Source organism: Lysinibacillus sp. Y5S-8, from assembly GCF_036894365.1.
GTDB lineage: Bacteria > Bacillota > Bacilli > Bacillales_A > Planococcaceae > Lysinibacillus > Lysinibacillus fusiformis_D.
The window spans coordinates 1-26,257 of record NZ_CP145889.1; the positions used below are offsets into that span (position 1 = coordinate 1).

The following is a 26,257-nucleotide window of genomic DNA, read 5'->3' on the forward strand; positions in this document are numbered from 1 at the left end:
TTGGAACATTTAGAAGAACTATGGAATAATGTCCTGGCTCAAGTTGAACAAAAAATTTCTAAACCAAGCTTCGAAACGTGGCTAAAGTCTACAAAACTACTATCTTATAATGGTAGTGGTTCCACTGTGACAATAGCTGCGCCTAATTCGTTTGCTCGAGACTGGCTTGAGAATCATTATATTCATTTGATTACAGGTATATTAACGGAGCTTACAGGCGAAGACTTGCTTATTAAATTTGTTGTTCAAAAAAACCAGGATTCGGACGATTTCGATTTGCCGGCGCCGATTATCCAAGCGAAAAATAACGATCACCATGATATTTCACCAGGTATGTTAAATCCGAAATATACTTTTGATACGTTTGTTATTGGCTCTGGTAACCGCTTTGCACACGCTGCCTCGTTAGCTGTCGCTGAAGCCCCTGCAAAGGCATATAATCCTTTCTTTATTTATGGGGGAGTTGGGCTAGGTAAAACACACTTAATGCATGCCATTGGCCATTATGTTTTAGAACATAATCCAAATGCAAAAGTAGTCTACTTATCATCCGAGAAATTTACAAATGAATTTATTAACTCTATTCGTGATAACAAAGCACTTGATTTTCGCAATAAGTACCGCAACGTGGATGTACTGCTAATTGATGATATTCAATTCCTTGCTGGAAAAGAATCAACTCAAGAAGAATTTTTCCACACTTTTAATACTTTACATGAAGAATCAAAACAAATTGTTATATCCAGTGACCGTCCTCCTAAGGAAATTCCAACATTGGAAGATCGGCTACGTTCACGCTTTGAGTGGGGGTTAATAACTGATATTGCGCCGCCTGATTTGGAAACTCGTATAGCTATCTTGCGCAAAAAAGCAAAAGCAGATGGTCTAGAGGTACCAAATGAAGTAATGCTTTATATTGCGAACCAGATTGACTCCAATATTAGGGAGCTTGAAGGTGCGCTTATTCGCGTCGTCGCCTATTCTTCACTGGTGAACAAAGATATTACGGCAACATTAGCAGCTGAGGCATTAAAAGATATAATCCCAAATTCAAAGCCGCGAGCAGTGACAATACTAGATATTCAAAATGCAGTAGGGGAACATTTTAATATACGTTTAGAAGATTTCTCTGCCAAAAAACGTACAAAATTAATTGCTTTCCCACGTCAAATCGCTATGTATTTATCACGCGAATTAACAGATTTTTCGCTGCCGAAAATTGGCGAAGAATTTGGTGGTCGCGACCATACGACTGTCATCCATGCACACGAAAAAATATCTTCTATGTTGAAAGATGACGTTCAACTACAACAAGATGTTAAACAAATTCGTAGTATGTTAGGTAAGTAATTACTGTGGACAAACCAACTATTTAAACACAAACTTATACACAGTCTATCTACATGTGGATAGACTGATTTTATTCATAAAAATACACTTATCCACAAATCCACAGGGCCTATTACTATATCTTTTTATTTTATATAAATAAATAATATAAATATGTGAGGGAAATAGAATGAAATTTGATATTTTACGTGACCGTTTATTAGAGGGTTTAAATGATGTCATGAAAGCAGTAAGTTCAAAAACAACTATTCCAATTTTAACGGGGATTAAAATTGATGTAACAGAAGAAGGTATTCGCTTAACAGGTAGTGATGCTGATATTACAATTCAAACATTTATTCCAGTAGAAGAAGATGGACAACAAATTATTCACATTACTGAAACAGGATCTATTGTTGTACAAGCACGTATGTTTAATGAAATTGTACGTAAATTACCAACAAACGATGTTGAAATCCAAGTAACACCAGGTTTCCAAACGCATATTCGATCAGGTAAATCTGAGTTCCATCTAATTGGCTCTGATGCAGCAGAGTACCCATTATTACCAGAATTAACGGAAGATCAAAAATTTACTATTCCGGCTGATCTTTTAAAAACAATTATCCGTGAAACAGTATTTGCAGTTGCCACTTCTGAAAGTAGACCAGTGTTGACAGGTGTAAACTGGCAGATCAAAAACGAAACTTTAATCTGTGTTGCAACAGATAGTCATCGATTAGCAAGACGTAAAGTACAATTGGAAAATTTACCAGAAGTTGAACATAGCGTAGTTATTCCAGGGAAAAGTTTAAATGAATTAAATAAAGTACTAGAAGATTCTACAAATTTAGTGCAAATTGTTATTACAAGCCAGCAAGTATTATTTAAAACTGGTGATGTATTATTCTTCTCTCGTTTACTGGAAGGCAATTACCCAGATACAACGCGTTTAATCCCTGAAGAATATCAAACAAATGTAACGATTAACGGTAAAGCTTTATTACAAGCTATCGACCGTGCGTCACTTGTTGCACGAGGAGATCGAAACAATGTTGTACGTTTTGAAATATTAGATAACCAAGCAGTTGAAGTTTCTTCTAATTCTCCTGAGATCGGTAAAGTGCAAGAAGAAATTCCTGTTGAATCATTAGAAGGAGAAAGCTTGAAAATTTCCTTCAGTGCAAAATATATGATGGAAGCTTTAAAAGCAATTGATGGCCAAGATGTAGTTATTCAATTTACAGGAGCGATGAGACCATTTATTTTACGCTCCGTTCACGATGATGCTATTTTACAATTGATTTTACCTGTACGAACTTATTAAGAATTTCATAACTGCTAAGATAGTCGCTATTGTGACTATCTTTTTTTACTTATGGCGTAATTTTAGGTATGATAGAGAGATAGACAGTCTGTATTCGGAGGGAAACACACTATGCAGGACATTAAAATTGATGAGGAGTTCATCACGTTAGGGCAGCTTTTAAAAATTACTGATGCCATTAGTTCAGGTGGCATGGCCAAGTGGTTTTTACAAGAAAATGCTGTATATGTAAATGGAGAAGTAGACGATCGTCGAGGTCGAAAATTACGTGACGGAGACGTTATAAATATTCCAGGATGTGGTCGCTTCCAAATCGTAGGACCAGCTGGACAATAAATTATGTATATTGAGCAAATAAAACTTACAAATTATCGTAACTATGATGCCTTAGCTTTAAACTTTTCTCCAAAAATTAATGTTTTTATTGGTGAAAATGCTCAAGGAAAAACAAATGTTATGGAGTCCATCTATGTTTTAGCAATGGCTAAATCCCATCGAACAACGAACGATAAAGAATTGATACGTTGGGATTCAGACTATGGTAAAATAGAAGGGGCCGTTAAAAAAAGGCATGGTATTTTACCAATCGAACTTACGATTACAAAGAAAGGTAAAAAGGGCAAGATAAATCATATAGAGCAAAGTCGCCTCAGTCATTATATTGGTCAAATGAACGTTGTTATGTTTGCGCCAGAAGACTTGAACGTTGTAAAGGGGAGTCCTCAAATACGCCGACGTTTTATTGATATGGAGATTGGGCAAATTTCGCCTGTCTATTTACATGATTTATTGACCTTTCAAAAAGTTTTAAAACAACGTAACCATTTCTTAAAGATGAATCAAGGCAAGTCCATGTCAAATGATGTGATGTATGAGGTCTACAATGAACAATATATTCATGCAGCTACCCAAATTATTCGTAAAAGATTTCAATTTATGGATTTATTGCAGGAGTGGGCAGAACCTATACACGCAGGCATATCACAAGGTAAGGAAACACTGGTTATAAAATATCGTACGGTAGCTGGTATTGAAAAAGAACACTCTACCAGTGAAATTGAAAATACTTTACATCAAAAATTGATTGAAGCGAGAGAACGTGAATTTGACAGGGGTGTGACACTTGTTGGCCCACACCGTGATGATTTGCAGTTTTTAGTAAATGGCTATGATGTTCAAACTTATGGCTCTCAAGGACAACAACGTACAACTGCATTGTCTTTAAAGCTTGCTGAAATTGAATTAATTAAACAAGAAACAAAAGAAACACCCATACTACTTTTAGATGATGTTTTGTCGGAACTCGATGATTATCGTCAATCGCATTTATTAAATACCATTCAAGGTGAAGTCCAAACCTTTGTAACAACTACAAGTGTGGATGGAATTCATCATGAAACGATGGAACAGGCTCAACTGTTCCACGTGAAACAAGGTGCGATTGAAAAAAGTTAGCCAGGGTAGTTTTTTAGATTACAAAAGAATGGTAATAGTCAGCTCGGTTGACTGTTCATTCATTTACACACAATGATGTTATGAAGGAGTAGATGAAAGCCGTGGCTATAGAGAACGAAGGTTTACAAAACCAAGCTTATGAAGCCGATCAGATACAGGTACTAGAAGGTTTAGAGGCAGTACGTAAAAGACCAGGGATGTATATCGGTTCAACAAGTTCTAAAGGGCTTCACCATTTAGTATGGGAAATTGTTGATAATAGTATCGATGAAGCTCTTGCAGGATTTTGTACAGATATACAAGTAACAATTGAAAAAGAGAACTGGATTCGCGTAGAAGATAACGGTCGAGGTATTCCAGTTAGCATTCAAGAAAAAATGGGTAAGCCAGCTGTTGAAGTTATTATGACAGTTTTACATGCTGGTGGTAAATTTGGCGGTGGAGGCTATAAAGTTTCTGGTGGTCTTCATGGAGTTGGGGCATCAGTGGTGAATGCACTCTCTGTTGAAACAATTGTTCAGGTTCATCGTGAAGGTCATATTCATGAAATTAAGTTTGAACGTGGGAAAACTGTTCAAGAATTAATGGTGATCGGTGAAACAAACCACAATGGTACAACAACTCGATTTAAAGCTGATCCAGAAATTTTTAAAGAAACGACTGTTTATGAATATGATATTTTAGCTCATCGTATTAGAGAATTGGCTTATTTAAATCGTGGTATTAAGATTACGATTGCTGATGAACGAGAAGAAGAGGTTCGTTCCACTACATATCACTATGAAGGTGGTATTCGATCTTATGTTGAGCATTTAAACCAATCTAAAGAGCCAATCCATGATCCAATTGATGTTCTTGGAGAGAAGGATGGCATCTCAGTGGAAATTGCTATGCAATACAATGCTGGATTCTCCTCTAATATTTTTTCATTTGCTAATAATATTAATACGTATGAAGGCGGTACACATGAGTCTGGTTTTAAAACAGCACTTACACGTGTTATTAACGACTATGCTCGAAAAAATGGATTGCTTAAAGAATCTGATGCAAATCTTACAGGCGAGGATGTACGTGAAGGGTTAACAGCTATTGTTTCTGTTAAACATCCAGATCCACAATTTGAAGGACAAACGAAAACAAAGCTAGGGAATTCAGAAGTAAGTCAAATTACTAATTCATTATTCTCAGATGGCTTTGAACGTTTTATGTTAGAAAATCCAACTGTTGCTCGTAAGGTTGTAGAAAAAGGTTTAATGGCTGCCCGTGCACGTGTAGCTGCGAAAAAGGCACGTGAATTTACTCGTCGTAAAAATGCACTTGAAGTATCAAGCTTACCGGGTAAATTAGCTGACTGTTCTTCTACTATCCCCGCTGATTGTGAAATTTATATTGTTGAGGGTGATTCAGCCGGCGGTTCGGCTAAATCTGGACGTGACCGTCACTTCCAAGCGATTTTGCCTTTACGTGGTAAGATTCTTAACGTTGAGAAAGCTCGACTAGATAAAATTTTATCGAATGCGGAAATTCGTGCAATGATTACAGCATTCGGCACAGGTATTGGTGAGGAGTTTAATTTAGAAAAAGCTCGTTATCATAAAATCATTATCATGACAGATGCCGATGTCGATGGAGCACATATTCGTACATTACTTTTAACATTCTTCTTCCGTTTCCTTCGACCACTTATAGAAGCAGGCTATATTTATATTGCACAGCCACCACTTTATCAAGTGAAACAAGGTAAGCATATTGAGTACTGCTACGATGAAGAAACATTAAAAGAAATTATAGAACGACTACCCAAAATGCCAAAACCAAATGTGCAGCGTTATAAAGGTCTTGGTGAAATGAACGCTGAGCAACTTTGGGAAACAACAATGGATCCAGAGTACCGCACATTATTACAAGTAGAATTAGATGATGCAATTAAAGCTAACCAAGCATTTGAGCGTTTAATGGGCGATGAAGTTGAACCTCGTCGTCAATTTATCGAGGAAAATGCCGTATACGCTAATTTAGATATCTAATTTTTCTTGAGAGGAGGTCTACACTTTGTCAGAACAAGAACGCTCCGGTGTTAAAGGAGTTAATATCACAGAAGAAATTGAAACATCCTTTCTTGATTATGCAATGAGTGTAATTGTATCGCGTGCATTACCTGATGTACGTGATGGATTAAAACCAGTTCATCGTCGTATTTTATATGGGATGCAGGAATTAGGTAACACCGCAGATAAAGCTTACAAAAAATCAGCACGTATTGTTGGGGATGTAATGGGTAAGTACCATCCACATGGTGACTCATCCATTTATGATGCAATGGTACGTATGGCGCAAGATTTTAGTTATCGTTATATGCTTGTTGATGGTCACGGAAACTTTGGCTCTGTTGATGGTGATGGAGCAGCAGCCATGCGTTATACAGAATCACGTATGTCTAAAATAGCTATGGAAATGCTTCGTGATATCAATAAAGATACAATTGACTACACTGATAACTATGATGGATCAGAAAAAGAACCAATTGTTTTACCAAGTCGCTATCCAAACCTTTTAGTGAACGGTGCTGCGGGAATTGCCGTTGGTATGGCAACGAATATTCCTCCTCACCAGTTAGGAGAAACAATTGATGCTGTTATAGCACTTTCTGAAAATCCAGCCATTACTACTGAGGAGTTAATGGATATTATTCCAGGTCCTGATTTCCCTACTGGAGGATTGATTTTAGGGCGTAGTGGTATTCGCAGAGCTTATGAAACTGGACGTGGTTCCATCATTATTCGCGCGAAGGTCGAAATTGAGCAAAAGTCAAATGGTAAGGAAACCATTCTTATTCATGAATTACCTTACCAAGTGAATAAGGCTAAGCTTATTGAAAAAATTGCAGAGCTTGTGCGTGATAAAAAAATAGATGGTATTACAAATTTACGTGATGAATCTGACCGTCGCGGTATGCGAGTAGTCATTGAAATTCGTAAAGATGCCAACGCTAATGTAGTTTTAAATAATTTATATAAACAAACAGCTATGCAATCAAGCTTTGGTATCAATATGCTGTCATTAGTAAATGGTCAACCAAAAGTATTGGGCTTAAAAGAAATGCTTTACCATTATTTAGAGCACCAAAAGGTAATTATTCGTCGTCGTACAGAATTCGAACTTCGAAAGGCTGAAGATCGTGCTCATATTTTAGAAGGCTTACGAATTGCACTCGATCATATTGATGAAATAATTGCCATTATTCGTGGTTCACGTAGCGGCGAAGAAGCAAAGCCGCAATTAATGGAGCGTTTTAGCTTATCAGAGCGCCAGGCTCAAGCTATTTTAGATATGCGTTTAGTTCGCTTAAGTGGATTAGAACGTGAAAAAATTGAAGCAGAATACCAAGAGCTTCAAATTCTTATTGCGGATTTAAAAGCAATTTTAGCGGATGAAGAAAAAATTGTGGATATTATTCGTACTGAAATTTTAGAGGTGAAAGAACGTTTTAATGATATACGCCGTACTGAGATTACATCTGGTGGTCTAGAAATGATTGAGGATGAGGATTTAATTCCTGTTGAAAACTCAGTTGTTACTTTAACACATAATGGCTATATCAAGCGTTTAGCTGCGAATACATATCGTAGTCAAAAGCGTGGTGGTCGTGGTGTACAAGGAATGGGTACAAACGAAGATGATTTTGTAGAGCATCTAATGAATACCTCTACCCATGATACAATTTTATTCTTTACGTCAAAAGGTAAAGTATTTAGAGCAAAAGGATATGAAATTCCAGAGTTCGGTCGTACCGCTAAAGGATTACCAATTGTAAACCTACTCAACATAGATAAAGGTGAAAAAGTAACAGCCATGATTCGCGTTGGATCGTTTGATGAAGATGCTTACTTTATCTTTACGACGAAAACAGGTATTACGAAACGTACACCTGTCTCACAATTTGCTAACATTCGAACAAATGGTTTAATAGCTATTAGCTTACGAGAAGATGATGATCTTATTTCTGTACGTCTAACAGATGGAGATAAGCAAGTGATTATTGGTACACGCGATGGTATGCTCGTTCGTTTCCAAGAAGATGACATTCGTTCTATGGGTCGTACAGCTGGTGGAGTGCGAGGCATTAAGCTACGTGATGGTGACGAAGTAGTAGGCATGGAGATTGTTGAACCAGGGCAAGAAATTTTAGTTGTTACTGAGAAAGGTTACGGTAAACGTACTTCTGAAGATGAATATCGTTTACAAAGTCGCGGTGGTGTAGGTCTGAAAACTATCCAGATTACAGATAAAAATGGACCTATGGTAGCTGTGAAAACAGTTGATGGTTCTGAAGATCTCATGCTTATTACAATCAATGGTATGTTGATCCGTATGGATATCAATGATATTTCATTAATTGGACGTAGTACGCAAGGAGTTCGTTTAATTCGATTAGGAGACGACGAATTAGTTGCGACTGTAGCTAAAGTTGAAAAAGCTGAAGAGTCTCCAGAAGACGAAGAAGATGAAATAGAGGAATAATTTCAACCGATGACGACAGAATTACATGTCGTTCATCGGTTTTTTTTACGTAAATAATGAAAAATAAGTAATTATTTAGAATTCCATGATAAAATGAAGATACCTTATTTGAAGCAAGAAACAGTGGAGAGGTGTTCATTTCGTGGAAACTATATATGTTCCAATTTCAGAGTTAGGCGTTGGTAAAGTAATTTCTGAAGATATTTTTGCTAATACACAGTATCCAATCATTTTTAAAGATACGATGATTTCCTACGTACATTTGCAAGTATTTCATGCGTTTAATATTTTCAACGTCCCCGTTTATAAAAATGAAAACGACACTCGAGTAGAGAAGAAAGAAAATGATGTTGAGGTTGTGATAGAAGAAATACCGACTTTTAGAAAAGTCTATAATAATTCTGTTGAACAATTCAAAAAAGAATTTAAAAATTGGGAAGCCGGAGCAAAAGTAGATATTGCCAAGGCAAGGACAATTATTTTACCTCTAGTGGAGATGGTCCTAGATGATCGTACAATTATATTTGATTTAAATGAGTATTCAAATGCGAAAGACTACTTGTATCACCATTGTGTTGCAACTGGTTTGATTTCCGCAGTAATTGCTCAAAAGCTTGGTTATGATAGAGGGATTACCATTCAAGTTGCAATAGGTGGTTTATTAGCTGATTGTGGTATGGCTAAAGTACACCCACGTATTAGAGATAAGAAGACACCTTTAACAGAGCAAGAATATGATGAAATTTATAAACATCCAATTTATAGCTATAATATGGTAAAAGATTTAACGATTTTAAAGGAGACAATGAAAGAGGCAATTTTCCAACATCATGAACGTTTAAATGGAAGCGGCTATCCGAAAGGTGAAAAGATCGCTAATATCTCTATTTTTGCTCAAATTATAGCTGTGGCAGATGTCTTTCATGCTATGACATGTGAACGAGTATATAGATCAAAACAATCTTCATTTAAAGTTATAGAAATGATTAATGAATCTGAGTTTGGGAAGTTCGATATTAAAGTAGTACGTGCTTTAATCGATATTGTTGCAGATCTTCCTATAGGTACGATTGTTGAACTGTCTAATTTGGAACGTGGTGAAGTAATGTTTGTAAATAAATTTGCACCAACACGTCCACTCATTAAATTAATCCATTCAGGAGAAATTTTCGATTTAGGAAAAAATCGTAGTTTTTATATTTCACGAATTATAACAAGTCTTTAAAAAATATTAGGGCAAACCATATATTATGGCTTGCCATTTTTTAACTCTTAATGCCATTAGTAAAGTATATGTCCATGTTGAGTATAGTTTGCATCTTTTTTACTAAGTGTCTGGATAGTATATTTCTATAAAATAACAGACAATATTAATCCATTAGGTAGTAGTCTTATTTGCTATGATGGTGTTTAAACGCATTTAATTATATTGTATTTAAATATTTTCGGAGAAAGTGTTGACATAGTTTTAGAATCTTGATATTATAAATGAGTCGCCAAGAGGTGACAGTGAAATAATGAACATGAACCTTGAAAACTGAACAAGCAAAACGTAATCAATAAAGTTTTCAGTAACTAACTTCGGTTAGTGAACGAAACAAAATTTTGGACATCAAAATGATGCCAGCAAAACAATTTGAGCTATTCAAATTTCTTTTATGGAGAGTTTGATCCTGGCTCAGGACGAACGCTGGCGGCGTGCCTAATACATGCAAGTCGAGCGAACAGAGAAGGAGCTTGCTCCTTCGACGTTAGCGGCGGACGGGTGAGTAACACGTGGGCAACCTACCCTATAGTTTGGGATAACTCCGGGAAACCGGGGCTAATACCGAATAATCTGTTTCACCTCATGGTGAAACACTGAAAGACGGTTTCGGCTGTCGCTATAGGATGGGCCCGCGGCGCATTAGCTAGTTGGTGAGGTAACGGCTCACCAAGGCGACGATGCGTAGCCGACCTGAGAGGGTGATCGGCCACACTGGGACTGAGACACGGCCCAGACTCCTACGGGAGGCAGCAGTAGGGAATCTTCCACAATGGGCGAAAGCCTGATGGAGCAACGCCGCGTGAGTGAAGAAGGATTTCGGTTCGTAAAACTCTGTTGTAAGGGAAGAACAAGTACAGTAGTAACTGGCTGTACCTTGACGGTACCTTATTAGAAAGCCACGGCTAACTACGTGCCAGCAGCCGCGGTAATACGTAGGTGGCAAGCGTTGTCCGGAATTATTGGGCGTAAAGCGCGCGCAGGTGGTTTCTTAAGTCTGATGTGAAAGCCCACGGCTCAACCGTGGAGGGTCATTGGAAACTGGGAGACTTGAGTGCAGAAGAGGATAGTGGAATTCCAAGTGTAGCGGTGAAATGCGTAGAGATTTGGAGGAACACCAGTGGCGAAGGCGACTATCTGGTCTGTAACTGACACTGAGGCGCGAAAGCGTGGGGAGCAAACAGGATTAGATACCCTGGTAGTCCACGCCGTAAACGATGAGTGCTAAGTGTTAGGGGGTTTCCGCCCCTTAGTGCTGCAGCTAACGCATTAAGCACTCCGCCTGGGGAGTACGGTCGCAAGACTGAAACTCAAAGGAATTGACGGGGGCCCGCACAAGCGGTGGAGCATGTGGTTTAATTCGAAGCAACGCGAAGAACCTTACCAGGTCTTGACATCCCGTTGACCACTGTAGAGATATAGTTTCCCCTTCGGGGGCAACGGTGACAGGTGGTGCATGGTTGTCGTCAGCTCGTGTCGTGAGATGTTGGGTTAAGTCCCGCAACGAGCGCAACCCTTGATCTTAGTTGCCATCATTTAGTTGGGCACTCTAAGGTGACTGCCGGTGACAAACCGGAGGAAGGTGGGGATGACGTCAAATCATCATGCCCCTTATGACCTGGGCTACACACGTGCTACAATGGACGATACAAACGGTTGCCAACTCGCGAGAGGGAGCTAATCCGATAAAGTCGTTCTCAGTTCGGATTGTAGGCTGCAACTCGCCTACATGAAGCCGGAATCGCTAGTAATCGCGGATCAGCATGCCGCGGTGAATACGTTCCCGGGCCTTGTACACACCGCCCGTCACACCACGAGAGTTTGTAACACCCGAAGTCGGTGAGGTAACCTTTTTGGAGCCAGCCGCCGAAGGTGGGATAGATGATTGGGGTGAAGTCGTAACAAGGTAGCCGTATCGGAAGGTGCGGCTGGATCACCTCCTTTCTAAGGATTATTTCGGAATACAAACCTAGGGTTTGTAAGATTACGTTTTGCGTTCAGTTTTGAAGGTTTATTAAATAATATAAAACTTCCAAGAGGGCCTATAGCTCAGCTGGTTAGAGCGCACGCCTGATAAGCGTGAGGTCGATGGTTCGAGTCCATTTAGGCCCACCATATATACCTCTTGGGGCCTTAGCTCAGCTGGGAGAGCGCCTGCCTTGCACGCAGGAGGTCAGCGGTTCGATCCCGCTAGGCTCCACCAATCTTTGTTCTTTGAAAACTGGATAAAACGACATTGAAATTGTAACAAACACATTTATTTTTTTAAGTTTTTTTATAGGCTTAATAACATTAAAAGGTTTCAAGACACGAGCAGTTCTAGGAAGCAATCGAGTGAATGAAGGAGCGTACTTGAGTACGTGACTGATTGAACGAGAGAAGCTGACAACGAAATGCGATGTGTATTGAAAGCTGATAGGTTAAGTTATTAAGGGCGCACGGCGAATGCCTTGGCACTAGGAGCCGAAGAAGGACGGCACTAACACCGATATGCTTCGGGGAGCTGTAAGTGAGCTTTGATCCGGAGATTTCCGAATGGGGGAACCCACTACGTTTAATCGCGTAGTATCTTGACGTGAATACATAGCGTCTTGAAGGCAGACCCAGGGAACTGAAACATCTAAGTACCTGGAGGAAGAGAAAGAAAAATCGATTCCCTGAGTAGCGGCGAGCGAAACGGGAAGAGCCCAAACCAAGAGGCTTGCCTCTTGGGGTTGTAGGACACTCAATACGGAGTTACAAAAGAGCGAGTTAGATGAAGCGACTTGGAAAGGTCCGCCAGAGCAGGTAAAAGCCCTGTAGTCGAAAGTTTGTTCTCTCCTGAGTGGATCCTGAGTACGGCGGAACACGTGAAATTCCGTCGGAATCCGGGAGGACCATCTCCCAAGGCTAAATACTACCTAGTGACCGATAGTGAACCAGTACCGTGAGGGAAAGGTGAAAAGCACCCCGGAAGGGGAGTGAAAGAGATCCTGAAACCGTGTGCCTACAAGTAGTTAGAGCCCGTTAATGGGTGATAGCGTGCCTTTTGTAGAATGAACCGGCGAGTTACGATTACGTGCGAGGTTAAGCTTTAGAAGGCGGAGCCGCAGCGAAAGCGAGTCTGAATAGGGCGAAATAGTACGTGGTCGTAGACCCGAAACCAGGTGATCTACCCATGTCCAGGGTGAAGGTAAGGTAACACTTACTGGAGGCCCGAACCCACGCACGTTGAAAAGTGCGGGGATGAGGTGTGGGTAGCGGAGAAATTCCAATCGAACTTGGAGATAGCTGGTTCTCTCCGAAATAGCTTTAGGGCTAGCCTCGTGATGAGAATACTGGAGGTAGAGCACTGTTTGGACTAGGGGGCCATCCCGGTTTACCGAATTCAGACAAACTCCGAATGCCAGATATTTATACACGGGAGTCAGACTGCGAGTGATAAGATCCGTAGTCAAAAGGGAAACAGCCCAGACCACCAGCTAAGGTCCCAAAGTAATCGTTAAGTGGAAAAGGATGTGGCGTTGCACAGACAACCAGGATGTTGGCTTAGAAGCAGCCATCATTTAAAGAGTGCGTAATAGCTCACTGGTCGAGTGACGCTGCGCCGAAAATGTATCGGGGCTAAACGATTCACCGAAGCTGTGGATTGACATCTACGATGTCAGTGGTAGGAGAGCGTTCTAAGTGCGTTGAAGTCAGACCGGAAGGACTGGTGGAGCGCTTAGAAGTGAGAATGCCGGTATGAGTAGCGAAAGACGGGTGAGAATCCCGTCCACCGTATGACTAAGGTTTCCTGAGGAAGGCTCGTCCGCTCAGGGTTAGTCGGGACCTAAGCCGAGGCCGATAGGCGTAGGCGATGGACAACAGGTTGATATTCCTGTACCACCTCCTCACCGTTTGAGAAATGGGGGGACGCAGTAGGATAGGGTAAGCGCGCTGTTGGTTATGCGCGTCCAAGCAGTAAGGCGTGTGTGTAGGCAAATCCGCACACTGTAACGTTGAGCTGTGATGGCGAGTCCGTATGGACGAAGTTCCTGATTTCACACTGCCAAGAAAAGCCTCTATCGAGGTGAGAGGTGCCCGTACCGCAAACCGACACAGGTAGTCGAGGAGAGAATCCTAAGGTGTGCGAGAGAACTCTCGTTAAGGAACTCGGCAAAATGACCCCGTAACTTCGGGAGAAGGGGTGCTCTTGAGCGTGCAAGCGCATGAGAGCCGCAGTGAATAGGCCCAGGCGACTGTTTAGCAAAAACACAGGTCTCTGCAAAACCGTAAGGTGACGTATAGGGGCTGACGCCTGCCCGGTGCTGGAAGGTTAAGAGGAGTGGTTAGCGCAAGCGAAGCTGCGAATTGAAGCCCCAGTAAACGGCGGCCGTAACTATAACGGTCCTAAGGTAGCGAAATTCCTTGTCGGGTAAGTTCCGACCCGCACGAAAGGCGTAACGATCTGGGCACTGTCTCAACGAGAGACTCGGTGAAATTATAGTACCTGTGAAGATGCAGGTTACCCGCGACAGGACGGAAAGACCCCGTGGAGCTTTACTGTAGCCTGATATTGAATTTTGGTACAACTTGTACAGGATAGGTAGGAGCCAGAGATCTCGGAGCGCCAGCTTCGAAGGAGGCGTCGGTGGGATACTACCCTGGTTGTATTGAAATTCTAACCCATGCCCCTTAGCGGGGCAGGAGACAGTGTCAGGCGGACAGTTTGACTGGGGCGGTCGCCTCCTAAAAGGTAACGGAGGCGCCCAAAGGTTCCCTCAGAATGGTTGGAAATCATTCGTAGAGTGTAAAGGCACAAGGGAGCTTGACTGCGAGACCTACAAGTCGAGCAGGGTCGAAAGACGGGCTTAGTGATCCGGTGGTTCCGCATGGAAGGGCCATCGCTCAACGGATAAAAGCTACCCCGGGGATAACAGGCTTATCTCCCCCAAGAGTCCACATCGACGGGGAGGTTTGGCACCTCGATGTCGGCTCATCGCATCCTGGGGCTGTAGTCGGTCCCAAGGGTTGGGCTGTTCGCCCATTAAAGCGGTACGCGAGCTGGGTTCAGAACGTCGTGAGACAGTTCGGTCCCTATCCGTCGTGGGCGTAGGAAATTTGAGAGGAGCTGTCCTTAGTACGAGAGGACCGGGATGGACACACCGCTGGTGTACCAGTTGTCTTGCCAAAGGCATCGCTGGGTAGCTATGTGTGGACGGGATAAGTGCTGAAAGCATCTAAGCATGAAGCCCCCCTCAAGATGAGATTTCCCATTACGCAAGTAAGTAAGATCCCTCAAAGACGATGAGGTAGATAGGTTCGAGGTGGAAGTGTGGTGACACATGGAGCTGACGAATACTAATCGATCGAGGACTTAACCAAAAACGTTTGAACCATTCAATGAACCGTTTATCCAGTTTTGAAAGAATAATTTCTTTTATGAAGGGTTTCAAGATACGAGTAGTTCGAGGAAGCAATGGAGAGAGGGAAGGAGCGTACTCAAGTACGTGACTGACTGAACGACAGAAGCTGACGAAGAAATGCGATGTATATTGAAAGCCGACCATAGTCTAGTGATGATGGCAAAGAGGTCACACCCGTTCCCATACCGAACACGGAAGTTAAGCTCTTTAGCGCCGATGGTAGTTGGGGGCTTCCCCCTGTGAGAGTAGGACGTCGCTAGGCAATAAAAACAGTCAGCTGTGTGCTGGCTGTTTTTTATTTTTGTATCTTTTGAAAACCCCTTGCTATGCGAGGGGTTCTAAAGAGCTTCTAGCTATGGACAAGAAAAAATCTCCAATCGTATAATGAATTCAGGTCTGGTCAACCGACTTCGTACGAAAGGGGATCCAAATAGATAACAAGAGTTTAGCACACACAACATGGAATTATAAGTATCACATTGTCTTTGCGCAAAAATATAGAAGGCAGATTATTTGTGGACAAATCAAAGTTAATATAGGGAGAATCCTTTGCTAGTTAGGTGAAAGAAAGGAGCAGAAATTATCGAAGCAACAGCCTGCCCTGATTATATTCATATGTTGGTGAGTAATCCTCCAAAATTAAGTGTTTCATATGGGTTATTTGAAAGGGAAAGGTAGTTTAATGAAATTTGATTGACAGGCGAATCTGAAATACAAATATATTAACAGGGAGTTTTGGTGTCGTGGATATTATGTAGATACAGTAGGAAGAAACAAAAAACATTCAGGAATATATAGTCAATGACAACAGTATTCTTGAGGATCAAATGATCATGAAGGGTTGTTCATGCATAAAAATCTTGACTAATTTAAATTTATTTTCAGCTATTTGTATGGAATGTCCTGTGCGCTTCCTTTCTCTACTATGACATTATAAGACCAATTATATTTTTGCATAAATCGTTACACTATTTTTTTGTTGGTAGATTTCTGAAAAATGTAGTGATTTCACCTTAACCATAACGAAATGTATTGCCTGCCCTTACCTTACCTGGCTGTTTCGCCTCTTTCTCCTCTACGAATGTTTCAATAGCATTTTAACTGTGTGTGTTTTATATTCAGTTCCTTTAGTACTTGTTTTACTGGTATACAAGCTACTTCATTTCATTTGCCCTCATTTTTACTTCAAATGGGTAACTTACTCTTAACCGCCATAGAAAAAACGCCTCTCTTAATTAATAGGTCAGTATATACTAATTACCTTCCTTTTATGAAATCCCTTCTATTCCATATATTGATAAAAATTAATTCAATCATAAACAAAAGTTGTTAACCATGTTTTAGGTTTCGACAATAAAGTATAAATTTTAGTTCTAATCATCATTACCCTCTCTTATACTGTAAAGATTACATCAAAAAGGAGAGGAAATTTTGTGGATTGATGGCGTTTTTTCTGGTGGTGGTTTGAAGGGATTTGCCCTGGTTGGGGCATATCAAGTACTAGAAGCTGAACATTTTCGTTTTAAACGTGTAGCTGGTACAAGTGCAGGTGCAATTTTAGCTGCGTTTATTGCTGCGGGATATAGCGGTAAAGAGATCGAAGCTATGCTAGAAGAATTGGATGTACCTTCATTACTGGATCCTAGAAGAACAATATTACCTTTCCCTTTTATGAAATGGATAAATGTTTATAATCATTTAGGTCTTTATAAAGGAAAGGCATTAGAAAAATGGTTTTTTCAAAAATTAGCTGCAAAAGGTGTATATACTTTTGGAGATTTGCCTAAAGATTCACTAAAATTAGTAGCTTCAGATTTGACCAATGGTAGAATGATTGTTTTACCAGATGATCTACACAAATATCAGATTGATGCGAAGAACTTTTCAGTTGCTTGTGCACTACGTATGAGTTGTGGTATACCATTTTTCTTTGAACCAGTTACCTTAAAAACTGGCAAAGGAGAATCAGTAATCGTGGATGGTGGGGTTTTAAGTAATTTCCCATTATGGATATTTGATGATAAAGAAGGTCGAAAAGTACGACCAATTTTGGGTTTGAAGCTAAGCAGAAGGAGAGAAGAACAATGTCCGCAAGAAATTAAAAATGGCCTAAACTTATTTGAAGCATTATTTTCAACTATGAAAGACGCACATGATGAGAGGTATATATCAAGGCGACATGAAAGAGATATTATCTTTATTCCTGTAGAAGACTATAGTGCAACTCAATTTGATTTAAATGAGGAGACAAAGGAAACTCTTTTAGAAATAGGAAGAAATCGTACAATTCAATTTTTACGGAATTGGCCAAGGTTGAAATTTTAGTTCGTTTAAAATTATTTATATAAAACTATTGACCAATAATAAATGAGGTGTTATTATATAAAAGTTGCTGTTGAGATAAGCAACTACTAAAATATAAAAATAAAATAACTGTTGACATTAAATATTAAACATGTTATTATATAAAAGTTAGCTCTTAACAAAGAGAAAACATAAAATGAACCTTGAAAACTGAACAAGCAAAACGTAATCAATAAAGTTTTCAGTAACTAACTTCGGTTAGTGAACGAAACAAAATTTTGGACATCAAAATGATGCCAGCAAAACAATTTGAGCTATTCAAATTTCTTTTATGGAGAGTTTGATCCTGGCTCAGGACGAACGCTGGCGGCGTGCCTAATACATGCAAGTCGAGCGAACAGAGAAGGAGCTTGCTCCTTCGACGTTAGCGGCGGACGGGTGAGTAACACGTGGGCAACCTACCCTATAGTTTGGGATAACTCCGGGAAACCGGGGCTAATACCGAATAATCTGTTTCACCTCATGGTGAAACACTGAAAGACGGTTTCGGCTGTCGCTATAGGATGGGCCCGCGGCGCATTAGCTAGTTGGTGAGGTAACGGCTCACCAAGGCGACGATGCGTAGCCGACCTGAGAGGGTGATCGGCCACACTGGGACTGAGACACGGCCCAGACTCCTACGGGAGGCAGCAGTAGGGAATCTTCCACAATGGGCGAAAGCCTGATGGAGCAACGCCGCGTGAGTGAAGAAGGATTTCGGTTCGTAAAACTCTGTTGTAAGGGAAGAACAAGTACAGTAGTAACTGGCTGTACCTTGACGGTACCTTATTAGAAAGCCACGGCTAACTACGTGCCAGCAGCCGCGGTAATACGTAGGTGGCAAGCGTTGTCCGGAATTATTGGGCGTAAAGCGCGCGCAGGTGGTTTCTTAAGTCTGATGTGAAAGCCCACGGCTCAACCGTGGAGGGTCATTGGAAACTGGGAGACTTGAGTGCAGAAGAGGATAGTGGAATTCCAAGTGTAGCGGTGAAATGCGTAGAGATTTGGAGGAACACCAGTGGCGAAGGCGACTATCTGGTCTGTAACTGACACTGAGGCGCGAAAGCGTGGGGAGCAAACAGGATTAGATACCCTGGTAGTCCACGCCGTAAACGATGAGTGCTAAGTGTTAGGGGGTTTCCGCCCCTTAGTGCTGCAGCTAACGCATTAAGCACTCCGCCTGGGGAGTACGGTCGCAAGACTGAAACTCAAAGGAATTGACGGGGGCCCGCACAAGCGGTGGAGCATGTGGTTTAATTCGAAGCAACGCGAAGAACCTTACCAGGTCTTGACATCCCGTTGACCACTGTAGAGATATAGTTTCCCCTTCGGGGGCAACGGTGACAGGTGGTGCATGGTTGTCGTCAGCTCGTGTCGTGAGATGTTGGGTTAAGTCCCGCAACGAGCGCAACCCTTGATCTTAGTTGCCATCATTTAGTTGGGCACTCTAAGGTGACTGCCGGTGACAAACCGGAGGAAGGTGGGGATGACGTCAAATCATCATGCCCCTTATGACCTGGGCTACACACGTGCTACAATGGACGATACAAACGGTTGCCAACTCGCGAGAGGGAGCTAATCCGATAAAGTCGTTCTCAGTTCGGATTGTAGGCTGCAACTCGCCTACATGAAGCCGGAATCGCTAGTAATCGCGGATCAGCATGCCGCGGTGAATACGTTCCCGGGCCTTGTACACACCGCCCGTCACACCACGAGAGTTTGTAACACCCGAAGTCGGTGAGGTAACCTTTTTGGAGCCAGCCGCCGAAGGTGGGATAGATGATTGGGGTGAAGTCGTAACAAGGTAGCCGTATCGGAAGGTGCGGCTGGATCACCTCCTTTCTAAGGATTATTTCGGAATACAAACCTAGGGTTTGTAAGATTACGTTTTGCGTTCAGTTTTGAAGGTTCATTCTTCTTGAATGAACATCTTCAAAACTTGTTCTTTGAAAACTGGATAAAACGACATTGAAATTGTAACAAACACATTTATTTTTTAAGTTTTTTTATAGGCTTAATAACATTAAAAGGTTTCAAGACACGAGCAGTTCTAGGAAGCAATCGAGTGAATGAAGGAGCGTACTTGAGTACGTGACTGATTGAACGAGTGAAGCTGACAACGAAATGTGATGTGTATTGAAAGCTGTTAGGTTAAGTTATTAAGGGCGCACGGCGAATGCCTTGGCACTAGGAGCCGAAGAAGGACGGCACTAACACCGATATGCTTCGGGGAGCTGTAAGTGAGCTTTGATCCGGAGATTTCCGAATGGGGGAACCCACTACGTTTAATCGCGTAGTATCTTGACGTGAATACATAGCGTCTTGAAGGCAGACCCAGGGAACTGAAACATCTAAGTACCTGGAGGAAGAGAAAGAAAAATCGATTCCCTGAGTAGCGGCGAGCGAAACGGGAAGAGCCCAAACCAAGAGGCTTGCCTCTTGGGGTTGTAGGACACTCAATACGGAGTTACAAAAGAGCGAGTTAGATGAAGCGACTTGGAAAGGTCCGCCAGAGCAGGTAAAAGCCCTGTAGTCGAAAGTTCGTTCTCTCCTGAGTGGATCCTGAGTACGGCGGAACACGTGAAATTCCGTCGGAATCCGGGAGGACCATCTCCCAAGGCTAAATACTACCTAGTGACCGATAGTGAACCAGTACCGTGAGGGAAAGGTGAAAAGCACCCCGGAAGGGGAGTGAAAGAGATCCTGAAACCGTGTGCCTACAAGTAGTTAGAGCCCGTTAATGGGTGATAGCGTGCCTTTTGTAGAATGAACCGGCGAGTTACGATTACGTGCGAGGTTAAGCTTTAGAAGGCGGAGCCGCAGCGAAAGCGAGTCTGAATAGGGCGAAATAGTACGTGGTCGTAGACCCGAAACCAGGTGATCTACCCATGTCCAGGGTGAAGGTAAGGTAACACTTACTGGAGGCCCGAACCCACGCACGTTGAAAAGTGCGGGGATGAGGTGTGGGTAGCGGAGAAATTCCAATCGAACTTGGAGATAGCTGGTTCTCTCCGAAATAGCTTTAGGGCTAGCCTCGTGATGAGAATACTGGAGGTAGAGCACTGTTTGGACTAGGGGGCCATCCCGGTTTACCGAATTCAGACAAACTCCGAATGCCAGATATTTATACACGGGAGTCAGACTGCGAGTGATAAGATCCGTAGTCAAAAGGGAAACAGCCCAGACCACCAGCTAAGGTCCCAAAGTAATCGTTAAGTGGAAAAGGATGTGGCGTTGCACAGACAACCAGGATGTTGGCTTAGAAGCAGCCATCATTTAAAGAGTGCGTAATAGCTCACTGGTCGAGTGACGCTGCGCCGAAAATGTATCGGGGCTAAACGATTCACCGAAGCTGTGGATTGACATCTACGATGTCAGTGGTAGGAGAGCGTTCTAAGTGCGTTGAAGTCAGACCGGAAGGACTGGTGGAGCGCTTAGAAGTGAGAATGCCGGTATGAGTAGCGAAAGACGGGTGAGAATCCCGTCCACCGTATGACTAAGGTTTCCTGAGGAAGGCTCGTCCGCTCAGGGTTAGTCGGGACCTAAGCCGAGGCCGATAGGCGTAGGCGATGGACAACAGGTTGATATTCCTGTACCACCTCCTCACCGTTTGAGAAATGGGGGGACGCAGTAGGATAGGGTAAGCGCGCTGTTGGTTATGCGCGTCCAAGCAGTAAGGCGTGTGTGTAGGCAAATCCGCACACTGTAACGTTGAGCTGTGATGGCGAGTCCGTATGGACGAAGTTCCTGATTTCACACTGCCAAGAAAAGCCTCTATCGAGGTGAGAGGTGCCCGTACCGCAAACCGACACAGGTAGTCGAGGAGAGAATCCTAAGGTGTGCGAGAGAACTCTCGTTAAGGAACTCGGCAAAATGACCCCGTAACTTCGGGAGAAGGGGTGCTCTTGAGCGTGCAAGCGCATGAGAGCCGCAGTGAATAGGCCCAGGCGACTGTTTAGCAAAAACACAGGTCTCTGCAAAACCGTAAGGTGACGTATAGGGGCTGACGCCTGCCCGGTGCTGGAAGGTTAAGAGGAGTGGTTAGCGCAAGCGAAGCTGCGAATTGAAGCCCCAGTAAACGGCGGCCGTAACTATAACGGTCCTAAGGTAGCGAAATTCCTTGTCGGGTAAGTTCCGACCCGCACGAAAGGCGTAACGATCTGGGCACTGTCTCAACGAGAGACTCGGTGAAATTATAGTACCTGTGAAGATGCAGGTTACCCGCGACAGGACGGAAAGACCCCGTGGAGCTTTACTGTAGCCTGATATTGAATTTTGGTACAACTTGTACAGGATAGGTAGGAGCCAGAGATCTCGGAGCGCCAGCTTCGAAGGAGGCGTCGGTGGGATACTACCCTGGTTGTATTGAAATTCTAACCCATGCCCCTTAGCGGGGCAGGAGACAGTGTCAGGCGGACAGTTTGACTGGGGCGGTCGCCTCCTAAAAGGTAACGGAGGCGCCCAAAGGTTCCCTCAGAATGGTTGGAAATCATTCGTAGAGTGTAAAGGCACAAGGGAGCTTGACTGCGAGACCTACAAGTCGAGCAGGGTCGAAAGACGGGCTTAGTGATCCGGTGGTTCCGCATGGAAGGGCCATCGCTCAACGGATAAAAGCTACCCCGGGGATAACAGGCTTATCTCCCCCAAGAGTCCACATCGACGGGGAGGTTTGGCACCTCGATGTCGGCTCATCGCATCCTGGGGCTGTAGTCGGTCCCAAGGGTTGGGCTGTTCGCCCATTAAAGCGGTACGCGAGCTGGGTTCAGAACGTCGTGAGACAGTTCGGTCCCTATCCGTCGTGGGCGTAGGAAATTTGAGAGGAGCTGTCCTTAGTACGAGAGGACCGGGATGGACACACCGCTGGTGTACCAGTTGTCTTGCCAAAGGCATCGCTGGGTAGCTATGTGTGGACGGGATAAGTGCTGAAAGCATCTAAGCATGAAGCCCCCCTCAAGATGAGATTTCCCATTACGCAAGTAAGTAAGATCCCTCAAAGACGATGAGGTAGATAGGTTCGAGGTGGAAGTGTGGTGACACATGGAGCTGACGAATACTAATCGATCGAGGACTTAACCAAAAACGTTTGAAACATTCAATGAACCGTTTATCCAGTTTTGAAAGAATAATTTCTTTTATGAAGGGTTTCAAGATACGAGTAGTTCGAGGAAGCAATGGAGAGAGGGAAGGAGCGTACTCAAGTACGTGACTGACTGAACGACAGAAGCTGACGAAGAAATGCGATGTATATTGAAAGCCGACCATAGTCTAGTGATGATGGCAAAGAGGTCACACCCGTTCCCATACCGAACACGGAAGTTAAGCTCTTTAGCGCCGATGGTAGTTGGGGGCTTCCCCCTGTGAGAGTAGGACGTCGCTAGGCACAATAAAACAGTCAGCTGTGTGCTGGCTGTTTTTTTATTTCCTATTTCCTAATGAAATTCTTTAATAATTTAAAGGATTTTCTACAAAAAACAATTACCTTCTAAGAAATATTATGAAAAAATTAAATATATCTAACTCATTCTATATTTTTACTGTAGCTATTTATTTGGATTTTTAATTAAAATTTGCTATCATTAAAAATCTGAATTGTCTTTCTTTTATAAGTTTCTTGACAGTAGCAGTCCACGTTGTTAATCTTACAATTAATATTCTTTTAACTATAGGAGGAAGTTACGAAAATGTGGGAGACTAAATTTGCCAAAGAAGGTTTAACTTTTGATGATGTATTATTAGTACCAGCTCATTCCGAAGTATTACCGAAAGATGTTGATCTATCTGTTCAATTAACACCAAAGATTAAATTAAACATTCCAATGGTCAGTGCAGGTATGGATACAGTTACAGAGTCTAAAATGGCGATTGCTATGGCACGTCAAGGCGGTATCGGTATTATTCATAAAAACATGGGGATCGATGAGCAAGCTGAACAAGTAGAAAAAGTAAAACGTTCTGAAAATGGTGTTATTACAAACCCATTCTTCTTAACTCCGACACATCAAGTTTTCGATGCTGAGCATCTAATGGGTAAATACCGAATCTCTGGTGTACCTATTGTTGATAGTATGGAAAATCAAAAGCTAGTAGGGATTATTACAAACCGTGACTTACGTTTTATCTCTGATTACTCTTTAAAAATTGAAGATGTAATGACAAAAGAAGATTTGATTACAGCACCTGTTGGAACGACTTTAGAGGATGCTGAAAAAATTCTTCAACAATATAAAATCGAAAAACTTCCAATTGTAGATGAAGAAGGTAGATTAACTGGCCTTATTACAATTAAAGATATCGAGAAAGTAATTGAGTTCCCGAATGCTGCTAAAGATACACATGGTCGTTTACTAGTAGGAGCAGCAGTCGGTGTATCAAAAGATACAATGGTGCGTATTGAGAAACTTGTAGAAGCACAAGTTGACATTGTAGTAATCGATACAGCCCATGGGCATTCAGAAGGCGTTTTACAAACAATCCGTTCAATCCGAGAAACTTACCCAGAGTTAGAGATTATTGCTGGTAACGTAGCTACAGGAGAAGGTGCACGTGCATTATTTGAAGCTGGTGCAGATGTTGTTAAAGTAGGTATTGGTCCAGGTTCTATTTGTACTACACGTGTTGTAGCTGGTGTGGGTGTACCACAAATTACAGCAGTATATGATTGTGCTACAGTAGCTCGTGAGCTTGGTAAAACAATTATTGCTGATGGCGGTATTAAATACTCTGGTGATATCGTAAAAGCTCTAGCAGCTGGAGGTAATGTTGTAATGCTTGGTTCACTTCTTGCAGGTACATCTGAATCTCCTGGAGAAACAGAAATCTTCCAAGGACGTCGTTTCAAAGTTTACCGTGGTATGGGTTCTATCGGAGCAATGGAAAAAGGTTCTAAAGATCGTTACTTCCAAGAGGATGCGAAAAAATTAGTACCTGAGGGTATTGAGGGTCGCCTTCCATATAAGGGACCATTAGCTGATACAATTTACCAACTGATTGGTGGTATTCGCGCTGGTATGGGTTATTGTGGAGCACCACATCTTGAGCACCTACGAGATAATGCACAATTTGTTAGAATGACAGGTGCTGGTCTACGTGAATCACATCCACATGATGTACAGATTACAAAAGAATCACCAAACTATTCCATGTAATAAATTACTTGCAACTTTTATGCTTTCGCATCGTCTACAAAGATGGCGCGAGAGCATTTTTTTATGGTAGAGAGTCAACACGGTTGTTGTTATCTATGATAAAATGTCGAGGACAAGATTATTTTTTTGGAGGGCTTTAAAGGTGAAAAAGAAAATGAACACCGTATTACGTTTACTCCTAATTCCTGTTTTATTATTTAGTATTTTTGCGGGTATTCCTGCAAAGGCAAATGCGGAAACAGATTTGGGATTAACAGTGGATGCTGCGATTTTAATTGACGCAGATTCAGGGAAAATTTTATATGAACAAAACGCAGATACTTCACTAGGTATTGCAAGTATGACGAAAATGATGACTGAATACCTGTTACTGGACGCGATTGATGCAGGGACAGTTAAGTGGGAACAGGAATATCAAGTAACAGATTATACGTATCGTATGTCTCAAAATCGTGCATTAAGTAATGTACCTTTACGTAGAGATGGCTCTTACACGATTCGTGAGTTATACGAAGCCATGGCCATTTATTCGGCAAATGCGGCAACCGTAGCTATTGCCGAAACGATTGCGGGTTCTGAGACTGAATTTTTAAAGTTAATGAATAAAAAGGCAGAGGAACTTGGCTTAGAGGGTTATAAATTTGTCAATTCTACGGGTCTTAATAACGCTGATTTATTTGGTATGCATCCATCAGGTACAGGTCCAGAAGACGAAAATGTGATGCCTGCTAAATCTGTAGCTAAATTGGCGTATCATCTATTAAAAGACCACCCGAAGGTTTTAGAAACATCTCAAATTACAAAGAAAACGTTCCGTGAAGGCACAGATGATGCAATTGAAATGTCTAACTGGAACTTTATGTTACCTGGATTAGTGTATGAGTATCAAGGTGTAGATGGATTAAAAACAGGTACAACAAACTTTGCAGGTCACTGCTTCACAGGTACTGCGGAGCGCAATGGCACTCGTTTGATTGCAGTTGTTATGAAAGCTGTTGATGCAAATGGACAAGGATCATATGCAGCTCGCTTTGATGCCACAGCAAAATTATTTAATTATGGTTTTTCACAATTCTCTAAACAAGAAATTTTACCAGCGAACTATACATTCAAAGATCAAAAAACAGTAAAAGTGACAAAAGGTAAAGAAGACAAAGTAGCGATTGCAGTAAAAGAACCAATTTCATTTATGATTAAGTCTTCTGATAAAGATTTATATAAACCTACATTGGTTTTAGATAAAAAGAGTTTAGAGGCAGATGTTAAGAAAGACACTGTTGTAGGAAAGGTCGTTATTGAGCGCACAGAAGGCACTGATTACGGCTTTATCGATGGCAAGGATATTTCATCCGATGTTGTCACAACAGAGGCTGTAGAGCGTGCTAGCGGTATTTCATTGTTCTTCCAAGGTATAGGTAACTTCTTCGGCAATTTATGGGGAGGCATTGCAGACTTTGTTGGAGGACTATTTTAATCTATAGTTAAT

The 26,257-nt window shown here is 41.9% G+C and carries 10 protein-coding genes, 2 tRNA genes, 6 rRNA genes and 1 pseudogene; all 19 read left to right on the forward strand.

The window, feature by feature from the left end; genetic code table 11:
* The 19 genes and pseudogenes from dnaA to V6670_RS00095 all read left to right on the forward strand — a co-directional run bounded on the left by dnaA (position 1) and on the right by V6670_RS00095 (position 26,245).
* On the forward strand, positions 1-1,350 hold the full coding sequence (dnaA, locus tag V6670_RS00005; RefSeq protein ID WP_036119568.1) for a chromosomal replication initiator protein DnaA: 1,350 nt from the start codon (positions 1-3) through the stop codon (positions 1,348-1,350).
* A gap of 169 nt (positions 1,351-1,519) precedes the next feature.
* Positions 1,520-2,656 (forward strand): DNA polymerase III subunit beta, encoded by a 1,137-nt coding sequence (gene dnaN, locus V6670_RS00010; protein ID WP_036119570.1) that lies wholly within the window; start codon positions 1,520-1,522, stop codon positions 2,654-2,656.
* A 111-nt stretch (positions 2,657-2,767) separates the two neighbouring features.
* A complete protein-coding gene (yaaA, locus tag V6670_RS00015; RefSeq protein ID WP_036119572.1) occupies positions 2,768-2,992 on the forward strand; it encodes a S4 domain-containing protein YaaA in 225 nt (74 codons plus the stop codon).
* A gap of 3 nt (positions 2,993-2,995) precedes the next feature.
* Positions 2,996-4,111, forward strand: coding sequence for a DNA replication/repair protein RecF (gene recF / locus V6670_RS00020; RefSeq protein ID WP_036119574.1), 1,116 nt, complete (start codon positions 2,996-2,998; stop codon positions 4,109-4,111).
* A 92-nt stretch (positions 4,112-4,203) separates the two neighbouring features.
* On the forward strand, positions 4,204-6,138 hold the full coding sequence (gene gyrB / locus V6670_RS00025) for a DNA topoisomerase (ATP-hydrolyzing) subunit B (protein WP_051891598.1): 1,935 nt from the start codon (positions 4,204-4,206) through the stop codon (positions 6,136-6,138).
* 25 nt (positions 6,139-6,163) lie between these two features.
* Positions 6,164-8,632: a DNA gyrase subunit A gene (gene gyrA, locus V6670_RS00030; RefSeq protein WP_141904596.1), complete on the forward strand. Its 2,469-nt coding sequence runs from the start codon at positions 6,164-6,166 to the stop codon at positions 8,630-8,632.
* Positions 8,633-8,774: 142 nt separating this feature from the next.
* Positions 8,775-9,857 (forward strand): HD-GYP domain-containing protein, encoded by a 1,083-nt coding sequence (locus tag V6670_RS00035; protein ID WP_036119578.1) that lies wholly within the window; start codon positions 8,775-8,777, stop codon positions 9,855-9,857.
* A 430-nt stretch (positions 9,858-10,287) separates the two neighbouring features.
* Positions 10,288-11,840 (forward strand): 16S ribosomal RNA (locus V6670_RS00040).
* A 94-nt stretch (positions 11,841-11,934) separates the two neighbouring features.
* Positions 11,935-12,011: transfer RNA gene (locus V6670_RS00045), tRNA-Ile, on the forward strand.
* 12 nt (positions 12,012-12,023) lie between these two features.
* A tRNA-Ala gene (locus V6670_RS00050) sits at positions 12,024-12,099 on the forward strand.
* A 215-nt stretch (positions 12,100-12,314) separates the two neighbouring features.
* Positions 12,315-15,242, forward strand: a 23S ribosomal RNA gene (locus V6670_RS00055).
* Positions 15,243-15,429: 187 nt separating this feature from the next.
* A 5S ribosomal RNA gene (gene rrf, locus V6670_RS00060) occupies positions 15,430-15,545 on the forward strand.
* Together the 16S, 23S and 5S rRNA genes with 2 tRNA genes alongside form the textbook arrangement of a ribosomal RNA operon.
* Positions 15,546-15,713: 168 nt before the next feature.
* A pseudogene (gene tnpA, locus V6670_RS00065) lies at positions 15,714-16,212 on the forward strand (IS200/IS605 family transposase).
* Between the two features lie 502 nt (positions 16,213-16,714).
* On the forward strand, positions 16,715-17,608 hold the full coding sequence (locus V6670_RS00070; RefSeq protein ID WP_036124545.1) for a patatin-like phospholipase family protein: 894 nt from the start codon (positions 16,715-16,717) through the stop codon (positions 17,606-17,608).
* A gap of 307 nt (positions 17,609-17,915) precedes the next feature.
* Positions 17,916-19,468: ribosomal RNA gene (locus tag V6670_RS00075) — 16S ribosomal RNA — on the forward strand.
* Between the two features lie 307 nt (positions 19,469-19,775).
* Positions 19,776-22,703: ribosomal RNA gene (locus V6670_RS00080) — 23S ribosomal RNA — on the forward strand.
* Positions 22,704-22,890: 187 nt separating this feature from the next.
* A 5S ribosomal RNA gene (gene rrf / locus V6670_RS00085) occupies positions 22,891-23,006 on the forward strand.
* A 301-nt stretch (positions 23,007-23,307) separates the two neighbouring features.
* The gene (gene guaB, locus V6670_RS00090; RefSeq protein WP_036122042.1) at positions 23,308-24,771 is read left to right on the forward strand and encodes an IMP dehydrogenase; all 1,464 of its coding nucleotides are present in this window, start codon (positions 23,308-23,310) and stop codon (positions 24,769-24,771) included.
* 142 nt (positions 24,772-24,913) lie between these two features.
* Positions 24,914-26,245 carry a D-alanyl-D-alanine carboxypeptidase family protein gene (locus tag V6670_RS00095; RefSeq protein ID WP_338652197.1) on the forward strand — a complete coding sequence of 444 codons (1,332 nt, stop codon included), beginning with the start codon at positions 24,914-24,916 and terminating at the stop codon, positions 26,243-26,245.
* Positions 26,246-26,257 lie beyond the last annotated feature (12 nt).